Consider the following 12,825-nt stretch of genomic DNA (forward strand, 5'->3'; position numbering starts at 1 on the left):
CGTTTGGGTTTTTAGGGGTACGGTATTTTAGCTAAATTCAGGAGGTTTTTGACGAAGATGGGTTAATAGTCTTTATTATGACTAATTTCAACAAAACGAATTGTTTCATCAAAAATCTAGTATTAATTCGCTTAGAAAAATTCTAAAAATTTCCTACTTTACATTAATAAATTAGTAATTTATAATATACTTATTAATTGTAAAAAATATAAGGAGGAAATAAAATGTTTGAAGCAAAAGATTTTTTTGATTTAGGACTGCAATTTCACGGCCACAAATGCCCAGCAATGCCATTGGGTCTAAAGGCAGCCTGTGCTGCAATGAACACCCTTGGAGCACAAAGATCCAAGGACAAAGAGTTAGTTCTTTTAGCAGAGACAGCAGACAATCACGCAGCAGGTTGTTTTGTAGATGGACTTATGACTGTCACTGGGTGCACTTATGGAAAGAGCAATATAAAGAAGCTTTACTATGGAAAGATGGCATTTACCCTTATCGACGTAAAGAGCAAAAAGGCTGTAAGGGTATCTCTAAAACCAAAGTTCTTTGAAAAGATGCTCGAGTCGCCTTTCATAGCTGAGAGGAAAAAGGGAATAGCACCTCAAGACGTTGACCCAAAGATTGCAGATCCATTGATAGAAAAGGTCCTGAACCTAAAAGAAGAGGATTTTCTTGATATCAGCCCCGTTTTTGACTACGACTTCAAAAAGGCTCCAGGAGTGATGGAAGCAGATTTTTGTGACGCTTGCGGCGAAGCGGTATTCATTGACAAGTTAAAGTTTATCGATGGAAAGCAAGTCTGCATACCCTGCTCTGAAAATATGGCTCAAAAGTAAAAAAATAAATAGCAGCCGTAAAATTTGCGGCTGCTATTCTAAACTTAAACTTTTTTAAGGAGAAATTAATGATATATTTATTAGCTGCACTTGTAACCTTTGTAGCAAAATCAATTATGGTTATTACTGGAGCTGGAGCAGCCTTTATCCTTATACCCGCTTTTTATGCAATGGGCTTCGACCTTCATCAGTCTATGAGTACTGCCCTCTTGTTAAACGTGGTAGCTATGGCGTTTGCCTCCTATTCATATTCAAGAATTGGCTTGATAAACTACAAGCTGTCATTCCCAATAATAATAGCTGTCCTTATAACATCTCCAATAGGAGCATATTGCAGCAAATTTGTTCCAAGAGAGACCTTATTGCTTCTCTTTGCACTATTTTTGATATTTGCTGCATCAATGATGATATTTTACAAGCAGAAAAAGAACAGTTCAGGCGAAAATTTTCAAATAAGTAAAAAACAGATGCTCACAGTTGCCACGCCAATTGGAGCGCTTGCAGGATTTGTAGCTGGACTTCTGGGAATTGGCGGAGGGAATATGATAATCCCCATACTCATCTTTATAGGCGTTCCTGCAAGGTTTGCAGCAGCTACCACCTCTTTTATAGTCTTCTTCTCATCTCTTGGAGGCTTTCTTGGAAGGGTAGCATTAGGCGGACTAAATATTGAGTTAATCTCATATACTGTCATAGCAGCTATCCTGGGAGCTATTTTTGGGTCGTATCTTATGAAATATAAGCTTAGCAACAAGAGCGTAAAGGTTCTAATAGGAGTAGTGCTATATATGGTAGCTGCCAAGATGCTCTTTGATTATTTCGTACACTAAATATTGAAACTTGATACTCATCGATATGCTTCATAAGCCTTATAGTTTACTGTGCTAAAATAAATTTTAATGGACATTGAAGAGTCGATTGTGAAAATAGAAGAATTTCTCAGCAAAATTGATGAAGTTTTGCTGTCATTTATCTTTGGTTCATTTATCGAAAATAGGCTCACAGATGAAAGCGACGCAGACTTAGCAATCCTTTTTAGTAGCAAACCTGATTTCGAATCTCTAAATAAGATCAAGAGCGGTATAACTGAAATTACAGATAGGGATACCGACATAGTTATATTAAATTTTGCATCGCCAATAATAAAGATGCAGGCATTAAAAAAAGGGCGCTTAATAAAGAAAGTAAATGATAGCATTTACAATGAATTTTTTCTCAGAACTCTCAAAGAATATGATGACCTGAAAATAGTAAGAAGGCCGCAAGAACAAAATATACTTAAAGGCAGAATCTATGATAGAACCTGACGTAATTTTCGCAAAGGTTGCAAATATACAAAGATGTCTAAAAAGAATCAGCGCTATTACAAATAATGACCCAAATAGCCTTGAAGACATTGACAAACAGGATATGTTCATATTAAACCTACAGAGAGCTATAGAGTCTACAATCGATATTGCCGCCCACATAATAGCCTCTCAGGGTCTTGGACTTGCTACTACAATAAAAGAAAACTTCAAGCTTCTAAATGACGCAGGAATAATTGACGCTGACTTGACGAAAAGAATGCAATCAATGGTTGGATTCAGGAACATAGCAATTCATGATTACGCCTCACTTGATATAAATATCTTGAAATCAATCCTTCAGCATAACTTAAAAGATATAGAAGAATTCTATACATTGATATTAAAAAAGTTTATCTTAGTCTGAAGAAAATATACGATCGCCATGTGCGTTGAAAATATGAAGTGACCAGAAATTCTGCTGGCCACTTCATTTATGTCAAACCTGAAACCAGGTGTTGTTATATTTCTTCTCTTTCTATAACCTCTTCAGCCGCAACGAATTCTTCATAGAGGACTTCTTCTGCAGGAACTATTTCTTTGTCAATCCTCGTTTTCGTCAGATAAATAACCATCATCAAGATAAGCGTTAAAAATATTGCACTCGTCATTACCGTACCCAGTCCAAGTCCCCCTATGTTTTTAGCTTGAGACATCAGATCGCCTATAGTCGCACCAAGTGGCCTGGTCAATATGTATGCCAGCCAAAATGCAAGCACTGAATTTAAGTTGAATTTATAATGCAGCAACGTAATAATCGCAATTATTGAACCAAACATTATTGCAGACATTAGATATCCCAGCCTTAGAGTCTCAGCTATCAGATCCCCAGCAGCAGTTCCCAGTGAAAAAGTAAAAAGAATTGTCAGCCAATAAAAGGCTTCACGCCTTACAGTAAATATGCTGTGAACAGAGAGAGTTCTTTCCTTGTAATACCAGGCTAAAAATGTCGCGATTAACAAAATTGTAAAAATAACGGTGGATAACTCTAAAGGAACCCCTAAATTATCGCTCAAATTATCTGTTATCAATGTGCCCACTACGCTTATTAAGACAACAACCATCCAATATATTTTTGGCACATATTCTCTTGCCCTGAATTGAAAATATAGAAAAACTAAAAGCAAGACGCTCATTACGATGCTTGTCTTTGTGAGGCCAAAGCCCATATGAACGTTCAGAAAATCTGCAGCAGTCTCCCCTACAGTAGTGCACAGAATCTTAATAATCCAAAAAAAGATAGTAACTTCTGGGACCTTGTTAAAGATCTTTTTGGCTAAAGATTCACTTTCAGATTTCACTTTTTCGCTCATTCGTTTAATCCTCCTCTTCCTGAAATTGATTTAACTAAAATAAGCATAGACAATTATCATTAGAGGAGTTTTGAGAATGTGTTATAAACTAATTAGAAATTTTGTTCATGTTTTCTTAATGAAATGTACTGCCGCCTTATTCGGTGAAAACTAATTCAGAACTGCGAGCAGTAATTTTTATCTTTTACGTAGAGATTTATCCTGTAGACAGTTTCTAGAAGCATAGGCGTACTTTGCAAAACCTCTTTAAACTTTTTTAAAAGAGCTTCTTCTATGTATTCGTGGGCAAGCTCGTTTCTTAAATCTTTTAGGGCTATTAGCTGTCTGAAATCCTTTACAAATCCTCTTTTTTCAGCCATTAGCAATATATCCAACTTGCTCTCTGTGCTTTCAAGTTCCAAAATATCTAAGGCTCTCAAAGTCTTGTTTATCAAAATATCAACACTTCTTCCAAATCTGTTGGATAAAGTCTCTAATTTTTCTATATCTTCTTCTGTTAAGCTCTCAAAGTTTAGATTTTTAGCTTTTTCAAAAGATTTTTCAAGCCAAAATAGATTTTTGTTCAGGAGTCTTAAGCTGTCACAGAATACATCTTTCATTTCCTCGTATGTCATAGTTTTACACCATATTTATAACATATCTTTGTAAAATCTGATTTTTCGGGCTTATCTGTAACTACAAGATCTATCTTCCTATCGCCAAATGCCAAAATCAGATCCACTCTTATCTTCCTTCTGACATCGAAATCAATTTTCTCAGAAACCACCAAGATGTCTATATCCCCGCCTTTTTTCTCCATATCAGTCCTGCTGCCAAATATGACAACCTCTGCGGTTGGATCATAGTATTTTATGGTTTTTTCAATAATATCTATCTCTTCTTTTGTCAGACGAAGTGCTTTAACATCAGGCATCTTCTTTTCTCAAATCTCTTTTGATTTCTTCAGAAGATAAATCCTTTAGCTTGTCGCATGCATCTTTATTCCCAAATTTACAGGCTTTTTTAAGGTATTGCAGTGCCTTAGGGAGATTTTTGTTCTCAAAGTATATGTTTCCCAGATTAAAATATGCCCTTGCAAGGTCCTGACCCTTTCTCACAAGCATTAGATTTTTAAAAATCTCGCTGTTTCCAGCCGACTCAGCTGATACAGCCTTCACGCTTTGGGCCTCCAGCCATTTCAGAATAAAGAAGCTGATTATTAAGGAGACCAGGATCATAGAAGGAGAGTCTATCATATTGAATATCGTGTGCCAGGGAAGTTTATTGGAAAATATGTCATATATGTCGAATAGCAAAAGAATTATTGTAAAGAGTATAAAGAAGTAGTGCAAAATCTTTAAAAATCTGTGATCCTTTTTATTTATTATAAAGCCCCTTGTTTCTTTTTCAAAAAAAATGATACGAATTCTCTCAAGAATATATATGGTTATACATATCGCTAAGATTATCAAGCTTAATGGCGGTAGCTGATGTAGAAAATATCTAAACCTGTGAAAAGAAGAGTTGTCTATGACCCTATCGAGCCTGCTGAACAAAAGAAAAAATGATACTCCCCAGAGCGCGCAGATAACGTTATAAATCAACAAAAAAATTCTAATATTCACATCTTCCCTCCATATCAGAATTATATCATAATGAAAACAAATATCTCAGATAAAATTTATTGATAGAATAAATATTGATATAGGTTAAAATTATTTAGAAGCCATCTTTCGAAGGGAGTGAGCGTCTTGGATAACCTGAAGAAGAAATCTATGATATTTATAGTTCTCATAGGCACGGTAAGCCTATTTTCAGATATGACATACGAGGGCGCCAGATCTATCTCAGGCCAATATCTGGAGATTTTGGGCGCTAGTGCAGCGGTGGTAGGATTCATCGGCGGATTAGGCGAGCTTTTGGGATATGCTATTAGATATTTTTCGGGAAGAATTGCTGACAAAACTCACAAATACTGGTCGTTAACTATTTTTGGATACTTTATAAACCTTCTGTCAGTCCCCTTGATAGCGCTTTTTCCCCATTGGCAGTGGGCAATATTCCCAATGGTATTTGAAAGAATTGGAAAGGGTATCAGAGTCCCACCAAAGGATGCAATGCTCTCATTTGCCACAAAGTCAGTCGGGCGCGGATGGGGTTTTGGGATTCATGAATTTCTCGATCAATTAGGCGCCGTTAGCGGCCCTATCTTCGTCGCGCTAATTCTCTTTCTTTTGGGAGAGAACAATTTTCGATATGCGTTCTCATTTCTCATAATACCCGCAGCCTGTGCCATCGGAATACTTTTTTTCTCAAGATTCCTATATCCAGTTCCATCAAAATTAGAAGTAAAGTTGGTAGAGCTTGACTCAAAGGGCTTGCCAAAGCTTTTCTGGATATATTGCTTTTGCGTATTAGGCTTTGCAGTTGGATTCTTGGACTTCGTCTTGATAGCTTTTCACCTTGAAAAGACAAAGTTAATAGCCCAACCTATGATACCCCTACTCTACGCCTTTACAATGGGAGTAGATGGAGTGAGCGCCCTTGTGTTTGGCAGGCTATTTGATAAAAACGGCTTTATAGCACTTCTCTTTGCAATTATAATATCTGTTTTCGCAAATCCCCTTATATTTCTTACAAGCTCAGTCTACCTAATAGTAATTGGAATGACTTGCTGGGGATTAGGGCTGGGCGCGCTTGAGTCCATTGTTAGAGCTGCAGTAGCAAATATAGTCCCAGTTAGCAAAAGAGGGAGCGCATTTGGCATATTTAATACGTTGTTAGGCGTATTTTGGTTCGTTGGCAGCTTTGCCTGCGGAATTTTGTACACTATTGCACCAATATATCTTGTAATCTTCTCGGTAACCGCACAGCTCTTCTCGATAGCAAGCTTTTTATACTTTAGAAATAGCCTGAGGGTATAGTTTTCTTGAGATTTGATATCATTTTCGCAATTTTAGACTATAATTAATTTTAGGTTACAAATTCAATCTTGGAGGTAAAAGATGTTATCGATAGGTGCACAGGCAAAAGATTTTTCTCTAAAGGATCAAAATGACAGCGTAGTATCCCTGGAATCCCTAAAAGGCAAAAACGTTCTCTTGTCATTTCACCCTCTTGCATTTACACCCGTATGCGAAGAGCAGATGAAATCGCTGGAGGCAAATTTTGAGACCTTTCAGTCTTTGAACACGGTTTGCCTGGGAATCAGTGTGGACTCTGTATACTGCAAAAAGGCATGGGCAGACATAATTGGCATAAAAAACACTCCATTATTGGCTGACTTTTGGCCACATGGCGGTTTGGCTCAGCTTTACGACGTATTTTTGGGCGATTTTGGATTTTCTGGCAGGGTAAACATACTGCTCGACGAATCCCACAAGGTAATATTTAAAAAGGTATACCCTATAAAAGAAGTGCCCGATATCAATGAAGTCATAGAGTTCCTAAAAACAAAATAAAAATGCAGAATTCAATATCTATACAGTCTTCACAATATGTAGACTTAATAGTTGCACTTTAACAAACACATACAAAAATGATAGAATATTGTATGTGTTAATTTCAAATTAAGAGGTGAAAAGTGCAAAAAAAAGTTGAGAGCGGTTTGGTTGCTTGTTTTGTAAATGACGGCATTATATATCAAAAGAAGGACATGCTCAGGATATTGTCTGATCTGTTGTTCATTAAATACGAGCAGTATGATTCGAGCGGTTTAAAAAAGGTTGGCGAGGGAAGGGTATTTCGCGTCTACAATAACATCAATAATTCCAGCGTATTGATGAATGGGCGCATATATCTAAATGTAAATAGCTTTGAATATTTACAGATTCACACCGAGCCAAGTTCGAACACATCTTTCTTTGAACTGTTTACTCCAGATTTCTCTATTAGAATTTATCCATTAGAGGCTGAGGACAAGGAAACCCAATGGCAAATGGACGCCATTTCAGACAAAGATTTTTTTGAAGGCGAGCAGGAAGAAGACTAATCTAAATCTTAATTAATAAAAAAGGGCGCCTAAGCGCCCTTTTTTATTTGCAAAATATTTCTAATAAATACCATCTTTTTCTTGAAGAATCTTAAGAGCCTCGTTTAGCTGAGGATCTTTTTCAGGGTTCTTGCCCATAGCTTGCCAATCAGTTGGATCTGGAATTACTATATTTGGCTCTATGCCAATCTTATTAATGTCATGTCCCATAGGAGTTAGATATTTTTCAGTAGTTATGACCAGAGCGCTGTTGTCGTACAGAGGTATTACAGACTGAATCAAACCCTTTCCAAACGTTTTCTGGCCTATCAGGGTATATCCATAATCCTTCATTGCTCCAGACAAAATCTCAGCTGCACTAGCCGATCCACCGTTCACCAGCACCACTACAGGAATGCCCAATTTCGAATTCTTATAAGGCGAATAAACCTTTGTCTCTTTTCCATTTCTGTCCACAGTAATTACCACAGGGTTGTCACCGACAAAATATCCTGCTACATCCAGACAGGTCTTCACCGTGCCGCCTGGATCGTTTCTAAGATCCAGAACCAGAGCCTTCATCTTGTCTATTTGTGGCAAATATGACTTAAATTCATCATAGGTCTTATCGTTAAACGTGCTTATCCTCAGGTATCCTATCTGATAAGTAAGAGGCCTAAAGGAAACGCTGTTTATTTCTATAGTTTCTCTAGTGATGTCGAATACTTTTAGCTCTCCATTTCTCTCTACGCCTATCTTCACCTGAGAGCCCACAGGACCACGAATCATCTTTACTACCTGATTTATGTCCAGACCATCCACAGGTTTGCCGTCTACAGACACTATACTGTCGTTTGCTAATATGCCAGCTTTATAAGCAGGAGTTCCTTCAATAGGAGCTATCACCACTATCTTCTTGTCTTTAACGCCCATCTCAATTCCAATACCGCTAAATGAGCCTTCAAGCTGATCTTTCATCTGAGCAAAAGATTCTGGATCTACGTATCTTGTATATGGATCGCCTACTGCCTGAACCATACCTCTTATAGCGCCTTGAACGAGCTTGGTAGGATCCAGAGTGGACGGCGCCACATAATAATTCTCAACCAGATTGTAGACGAACTGCAGCATTCCCCAATTGGTGCTGCCTGAAGCCATATTACTCTTCAGAGTAAAACCTGCCGAGAATGCTATTACCGATATCAAAAGTATAACAAAGCCGTACTTGATCCTTTTGCCCATAACGTCTCCTTTCAGTTTATTGAAAACATAATGAAAATTATATCACTTAAGATTATTTTAGCTTTAAAATTTTCGAAATTGCCTCTTTCACGTCTTCCACACTGATAAAGTCTATACACTTTTTGTTATACGGGCACGAATAAAGAGAGCACGGCGCACAGGTAGCATTGGTCCTTATCACGGTAGACTTTTTGCCCAATGGGCCGCAGAGATTTGGATTGGTAGATCCATAAAGGCCAATAACTGGTATATTTTGAAATGATGCCAAATGCAGCGGTCCAGAATCATTGCCCACTGTGGTCTCAGAAAGTCTTAGAAGGGCAGCAGTTTCTTCAATCTTAAAGTCATCTGGCAAAATAATTGCATTTTTTGTAGCGTTAAGTATTTTAGTCAAAACTGCACTATCCTGCTTGGAGCCTATCAAGACTGACTGGAAGCCAAAGTTTTCATACAGAAAGTCTATAATCTGGGAGTAGTTCTCACCCGACCAATTCTTCAGTTCATATCCAGAAGAGGCTACGATAGATACGAACTTATCTATATTGTTTTCTCTCAGAAAGCTCTTTGGCCTTTGGAAATCTATCTCAAGTAAGTCCATCTCGCAAATAAGCTCGGGCTTTATGCCTAAAGGCTCTAAAAGTCTCATGTGGTGCAAAGCATTGTGCTCTTTTCTCCTGAGGGTGTCGTCAGCCTTGAAGGTCGAAAAGACCTGCTTCATAGAGAAGCTCTGAAATACCTTAACCCCTGAAAACTTGGTTAAGGACGTTATCAGAAAATGCCTCTGCAGATCGAATACCAGATCAAACTTTTCTTTTCTGTAGTTAAGAAAAAAGTACAGAAGGTCATCAGGAATTTTTTGGACCTTATACTCTTCATAGTAAATTATGTCATCAATATTTTTAGATCGCAAGACCAATGACTTTGTGTAATCTCTCAGATTACCGATAAAATACACTTCAGCCCCAGGAAAGCTTCTTCTTATATTAGAGAAAAGAGGATAAGAGAACAGTAGATCTCCTAAGCCTGGATTTCCTACTATTACGCCTATTTTTTTTATATCTCTAAGATCTGTCTTGTTCAACTCCCTCTCAATATCCTTTCTACCTCCATAAGATCCTCTATGGTATCCACGCTCTTTGTGCTAAAAGAGATTAGGCTCATCCGGATAGAGAAGCCATTTTCCAGAACTCTGAGCTGCTCTAAGCACTCTGCCTTTTCCAAAGGAGTAGGCATCATATTAGAGAGCTTCAATAAAAAATCTCTCCTGTAAGCGTAGAATCCCAGATGCTTATATCTTGCTACTTTGCAGCCATCCCTGTCAAATGGAATAGTGCACCTTGAAAAGTACAGAGCATCATTATTCTTCTTGCAGACCACCTTCACCGCACCAGGATCTGACTCTTCACCTGGCTCAATAGGCGTCATCAGGGAAGTCATATTCACATCTTCATCAGAAAATGGCTCTATGAGAGCGTCTATCACAACGTCATTTACCATTGGCTCATCGCCCTGAACGTTCACCACAATGTCGTAATCGGTTAGCATCCTTGCAACCTCAGCCACTCTGTCTGTTCCGCTCGCACAAGACTTTGAAGTGATTATCGCCTTTGCTCCAAAAGTAGATGCCGCCTCAGCTATAGATTCTGAATCTGTAGCAATAACCAAATCAGACAATAGCTTGCTTTTAGATGCGCCCTCGTACACCCACTGGATCATTGGCTTGTTTAAAATTTTCCTCAATGGCTTCTCGGGCAATCTGGTAGATCCCAATCGCGAAGGAATTACCCCTAAAATTTTATGCATCAGCACCACCCTCTGAAAATATTTCTGCTTCAATTGACAGAGCATATAGCAAAAAGTTTACTCTGTTTAAAAAGCTAAACTTTACTATATCTTTTTCGGTAGTCAAAAAAGCGTCAACATTAAATCTCTTTGCCCTGTTAACAATCTCCATGGCGTCTTCCTGATCGTATCGGGCATGATCTGAAAAGGTCATAGAACTCACTATATTTATCCCAAGATTCTTGCAGGTAAGAAAAAAGCTATCAGGATTGCCAATACCGCAAAAAGCAAAGACTCTTTTACCCTTTAAAATGTTTATATTGTAATCTTTATACAAAGACATATCTACCAGCTTTTTTGGCGTATATTTCATCAGCATTATCTTTACGCTTGGGTTGATGTCCTTTATCTCCTTCGTCAGACTTTCCAAATCACTGTTTGATATAAGATTAAACCTTGATATTACTACCATATTCGCCCTTGCAAGAGATTCTTTCGGCTCTCTCAGAAATCCCCTTGGAAATATATATCCGCAGCCCCACGGGTTAATAGCATCAATGGTCACGATATCCAGGTCTTTTTCGATACTCCAATATTGAAAAGAATCGTCCAATATTACCATATCGCAATCATATTTATTTTGAAGAAATTCAATAGCCCTTTCCTTTATCCTGTCCACAATGACTATAGCGTCGGGCACCTTTTTTGAAACCAGATAAGCCTCATCTCCCGCCACATAAGGCGAAGACAAGATGTTTTTGCCATCGCTAACGGTCAAAGTGCCCCTTGCCTCTCCTGCATATCCCCTGAAGACTACGCCTACTTTCAAGCCCTTTTCTAAATTTTTCTTTGCAAGCCATATCGCCAGAGGAGTTTTCCCCGTGCCGCCAAGAACTATATTCCCAACTCCAACCACCCTCGCACTAAATTTCTTTTTTGGCATTGCCAGAATCTTGTTCCTTCTCCTTAGCATAAATGCCCTGTATATATAGCTCAAAAGCAACAAAAAAGATAAAAATATCTTATTCTTGTTGTTCTTTACGCACTTCGTCCAATAAGAAGAGAGCCTCTCATACAAAGACATTAAACTTGTCCTTCAATAAGCTATATGTTCTGTCGAGTGAGTTAGAGGCATACTGGAATTTTCTCCTGGCCGCCCTGCCCTCTTCAAGCCAATTGTCATCTTGAATCAGATATTTGACCAGATCATAAAATTGGTCAACGCTTTCTACCACAAAAGCTCCCTTATGTGAATTATTCGGATTATCTTTATCCAATCTTAAGAGAGATTCTGCCATAAAAGACTGTCTTTGATAATATCTGCCAAAAAGCACAGGCCTTGATGATATTGCAGGCTCAAACAGGTTATGCCCCCCAATTTTTTCAAGCGTTCCACCCACGAATCCAATCTTTCCAAGAGCATATATATCAGAAAGCTCGCCCATGGTGTCTATCAGAACTATTGATTTTAGATCCTTGTTTACTTTTATAGACTCTTTATTTTCTGACCACAGAAGATATTCGACGCCCTTCCTTTTCATCTCATCTATTATCTCATTTATCCGAGAGAGATGTCTGGGAGCTATAGCAATAGATATGCCCTTGTTAAATCTCAGATATAGATCGATCAAAACTGACTCTTCGCCTGAATGAGTGCTACCTGCTACCAGGTCAAATACATTTTCTTTCGAAGGAGGGCTTCCATAATTCTGAACCGCCTTTATGTCTCCTACCGTAAAGATCAAATCTTTATTTATGCCATACTTAATCAGATTATCTCTGTCATCGCCTGTCTTAGCAAAGAATGCTGAAATTCTTTCAAATACATTGTTAAAAAAGAAGTTAAACCCTTTGTACCTGTTGAGCGCCTTAGCGCTAAATCTGGTGCTTACGTGAAATATCCTGCCTTTTTCAGAAAATATATATATCAGATTTGGCCAATACTCTGCCTCAACTATAATAATATTTGGAACCTGAAGTATCTTACAGAGCTTTGAAATTAGCCAGCTAAAATCAAGAGGGGATATTCTGACGTTTATATATGGATATTTTTCTTTGACTAATTCAAGGGCAGCGTAATTGGTCACTGTAAGAAATATTGGGTAATTTTTATACTCTGATCTTATTTTGTCAATAAGATTGATAGCCCCCAATACCTCCCCAACAGAAGCAGCATGAATCCACAATCCCTTGAAATCGCTGTCTTTTTGCTGATTTTTAAAATTTTTAAAAACCTCTTCATCTTGAGAGATGCTAAACCTATATTTAATAGTCTTCTTATAGCCGATGTCAGAAAAAGATTTTAAGACTACGTATGTTGACGCAAACAGCAATAAGAAGTCATATATTTTCAACCG

16 protein-coding genes are annotated in these 12,825 nt (G+C 37.9%); 7 read left to right on the top strand and 9 right to left on the bottom strand.

What is annotated here, in order from left to right; translation table 11 throughout:
* Window positions 1-224: 224 nt before the first annotated feature.
* From V4762_RS03505 to hepT, 4 genes are all read left to right on the top strand, one after another.
* The gene (locus V4762_RS03505) at window positions 225-836 is read left to right on the top strand and encodes an FmdE family protein (RefSeq protein WP_347314395.1); all 612 of its coding nucleotides are present in this window, start codon (window positions 225-227) and stop codon (window positions 834-836) included.
* A 68-nt stretch (window positions 837-904) separates the two neighbouring features.
* Complete coding sequence (locus tag V4762_RS03510) at window positions 905-1,666, top strand: sulfite exporter TauE/SafE family protein (protein WP_347314396.1); 762 nt, start codon at window positions 905-907, stop codon at window positions 1,664-1,666.
* Between the two features lie 90 nt (window positions 1,667-1,756).
* Window positions 1,757-2,143 carry a type VII toxin-antitoxin system MntA family adenylyltransferase antitoxin gene (mntA, locus tag V4762_RS03515; protein ID WP_347314397.1) on the top strand — a complete coding sequence of 129 codons (387 nt, stop codon included), beginning with the start codon at window positions 1,757-1,759 and terminating at the stop codon, window positions 2,141-2,143.
* A complete protein-coding gene (gene hepT / locus V4762_RS03520; protein ID WP_347314398.1) occupies window positions 2,130-2,549 on the top strand; it encodes a type VII toxin-antitoxin system HepT family RNase toxin in 420 nt (139 codons plus the stop codon). The genes mntA and hepT overlap by 14 nt, the downstream gene beginning before the upstream one ends.
* Before the next feature lie 94 nt (window positions 2,550-2,643).
* Here the strand turns inward: hepT and V4762_RS03525 are convergent, their stop codons facing one another.
* The 4 genes from V4762_RS03525 to V4762_RS03540 all read right to left on the bottom strand — a co-directional run bounded on the left by V4762_RS03525 (window position 2,644) and on the right by V4762_RS03540 (window position 5,099).
* Window positions 2,644-3,495, bottom strand: a complete 852-nt coding sequence (locus V4762_RS03525; protein ID WP_347314399.1) for a COG4705 family protein — start codon at window positions 3,493-3,495, stop codon at window positions 2,644-2,646.
* Between the two features lie 155 nt (window positions 3,496-3,650).
* Window positions 3,651-4,094, bottom strand: coding sequence for a hypothetical protein (locus V4762_RS03530; RefSeq protein WP_347314400.1), 444 nt, complete (start codon window positions 4,092-4,094; stop codon window positions 3,651-3,653).
* An 11-nt stretch (window positions 4,095-4,105) separates the two neighbouring features.
* Window positions 4,106-4,408: a nucleotidyltransferase domain-containing protein gene (locus tag V4762_RS03535; protein ID WP_347314401.1), complete on the bottom strand. Its 303-nt coding sequence runs from the start codon at window positions 4,406-4,408 to the stop codon at window positions 4,106-4,108.
* Complete coding sequence (locus tag V4762_RS03540; RefSeq protein ID WP_347314402.1) at window positions 4,401-5,099, bottom strand: tetratricopeptide repeat protein; 699 nt, start codon at window positions 5,097-5,099, stop codon at window positions 4,401-4,403. Before V4762_RS03540 ends, V4762_RS03535 begins: the two co-directional genes overlap by 8 nt.
* 117 nt (window positions 5,100-5,216) lie before the next feature.
* On the opposite strand from V4762_RS03540, the gene V4762_RS03545 reads away from it, so the two are divergent.
* The 3 genes from V4762_RS03545 (at window position 5,217) to V4762_RS03555 (ending at window position 7,465) form a co-directional block, all read left to right on the top strand.
* Entirely contained in the window at window positions 5,217-6,398 is a 1,182-nt protein-coding gene (locus V4762_RS03545) for an MFS transporter (RefSeq protein ID WP_347314403.1), read from the top strand.
* Between the two features lie 81 nt (window positions 6,399-6,479).
* Entirely contained in the window at window positions 6,480-6,935 is a 456-nt protein-coding gene (locus tag V4762_RS03550; RefSeq protein ID WP_347314404.1) for a redoxin domain-containing protein, read from the top strand.
* Between the two features lie 122 nt (window positions 6,936-7,057).
* Window positions 7,058-7,465: a hypothetical protein gene (locus V4762_RS03555; protein ID WP_347314405.1), complete on the top strand. Its 408-nt coding sequence runs from the start codon at window positions 7,058-7,060 to the stop codon at window positions 7,463-7,465.
* Between the two features lie 60 nt (window positions 7,466-7,525).
* Here V4762_RS03555 and V4762_RS03560 read toward each other — a convergent pair whose 3' ends face one another.
* From V4762_RS03560 to V4762_RS03580, 5 genes are read right to left on the bottom strand one after another with little or no spacing between them, the layout of a single operon-like run.
* Window positions 7,526-8,686: a S41 family peptidase gene (locus V4762_RS03560; RefSeq protein ID WP_347314406.1), complete on the bottom strand. Its 1,161-nt coding sequence runs from the start codon at window positions 8,684-8,686 to the stop codon at window positions 7,526-7,528.
* Between the two features lie 52 nt (window positions 8,687-8,738).
* Window positions 8,739-9,767, bottom strand: coding sequence for a glycosyltransferase family 9 protein (locus tag V4762_RS03565; protein ID WP_347314407.1), 1,029 nt, complete (start codon window positions 9,765-9,767; stop codon window positions 8,739-8,741).
* On the bottom strand, window positions 9,764-10,489 hold the full coding sequence (gene kdsB, locus V4762_RS03570) for a 3-deoxy-manno-octulosonate cytidylyltransferase (RefSeq protein ID WP_347314408.1): 726 nt from the start codon (window positions 10,487-10,489) through the stop codon (window positions 9,764-9,766). The genes V4762_RS03565 and kdsB overlap by 4 nt, the downstream gene beginning before the upstream one ends.
* On the bottom strand, window positions 10,482-11,552 hold the full coding sequence (lpxK, locus tag V4762_RS03575) for a tetraacyldisaccharide 4'-kinase (RefSeq protein ID WP_347314409.1): 1,071 nt from the start codon (window positions 11,550-11,552) through the stop codon (window positions 10,482-10,484). Before lpxK ends, kdsB begins: the two co-directional genes overlap by 8 nt.
* Entirely contained in the window at window positions 11,539-12,822 is a 1,284-nt protein-coding gene (locus V4762_RS03580; protein ID WP_347314410.1) for a 3-deoxy-D-manno-octulosonic acid transferase, read from the bottom strand. Before V4762_RS03580 ends, lpxK begins: the two co-directional genes overlap by 14 nt.
* Window positions 12,823-12,825 lie beyond the last annotated feature (3 nt).

The sequence above is a fragment of the Thermodesulfobium sp. 4217-1 genome, from assembly GCF_039822205.1.
GTDB lineage: Bacteria > Thermodesulfobiota > Thermodesulfobiia > Thermodesulfobiales > Thermodesulfobiaceae > Thermodesulfobium.

What these genes read in the sequence shown, in the direction of transcription:
- V4762_RS03530 (WP_347314400.1), bottom strand. Translation starts at nt 4,094, where the DNA reads ATGAAAGATGTATTCTGTGACAGCTTAAGACTCCTGAACAAAAATCTA.
- V4762_RS03510 (WP_347314396.1), top strand. Translation starts at nt 905, where the DNA reads ATGATATATTTATTAGCTGCACTTGTAACCTTTGTAGCAAAATCAATT.
- kdsB (WP_347314408.1), bottom strand. Translation starts at nt 10,489, where the DNA reads ATGCATAAAATTTTAGGGGTAATTCCTTCGCGATTGGGATCTACCAGA.
- V4762_RS03535 (WP_347314401.1), bottom strand. Translation starts at nt 4,408, where the DNA reads ATGCCTGATGTTAAAGCACTTCGTCTGACAAAAGAAGAGATAGATATT.
- V4762_RS03550 (WP_347314404.1), top strand. Translation starts at nt 6,480, where the DNA reads ATGTTATCGATAGGTGCACAGGCAAAAGATTTTTCTCTAAAGGATCAA.
- lpxK (WP_347314409.1), bottom strand. Translation starts at nt 11,552, where the DNA reads ATGTCTTTGTATGAGAGGCTCTCTTCTTATTGGACGAAGTGCGTAAAG.
- V4762_RS03525 (WP_347314399.1), bottom strand. Translation starts at nt 3,495, where the DNA reads ATGAGCGAAAAAGTGAAATCTGAAAGTGAATCTTTAGCCAAAAAGATC.
- hepT (WP_347314398.1), top strand. Translation starts at nt 2,130, where the DNA reads ATGATAGAACCTGACGTAATTTTCGCAAAGGTTGCAAATATACAAAGA.
- V4762_RS03505 (WP_347314395.1), top strand. Translation starts at nt 225, where the DNA reads ATGTTTGAAGCAAAAGATTTTTTTGATTTAGGACTGCAATTTCACGGC.
- V4762_RS03560 (WP_347314406.1), bottom strand. Translation starts at nt 8,686, where the DNA reads ATGGGCAAAAGGATCAAGTACGGCTTTGTTATACTTTTGATATCGGTA.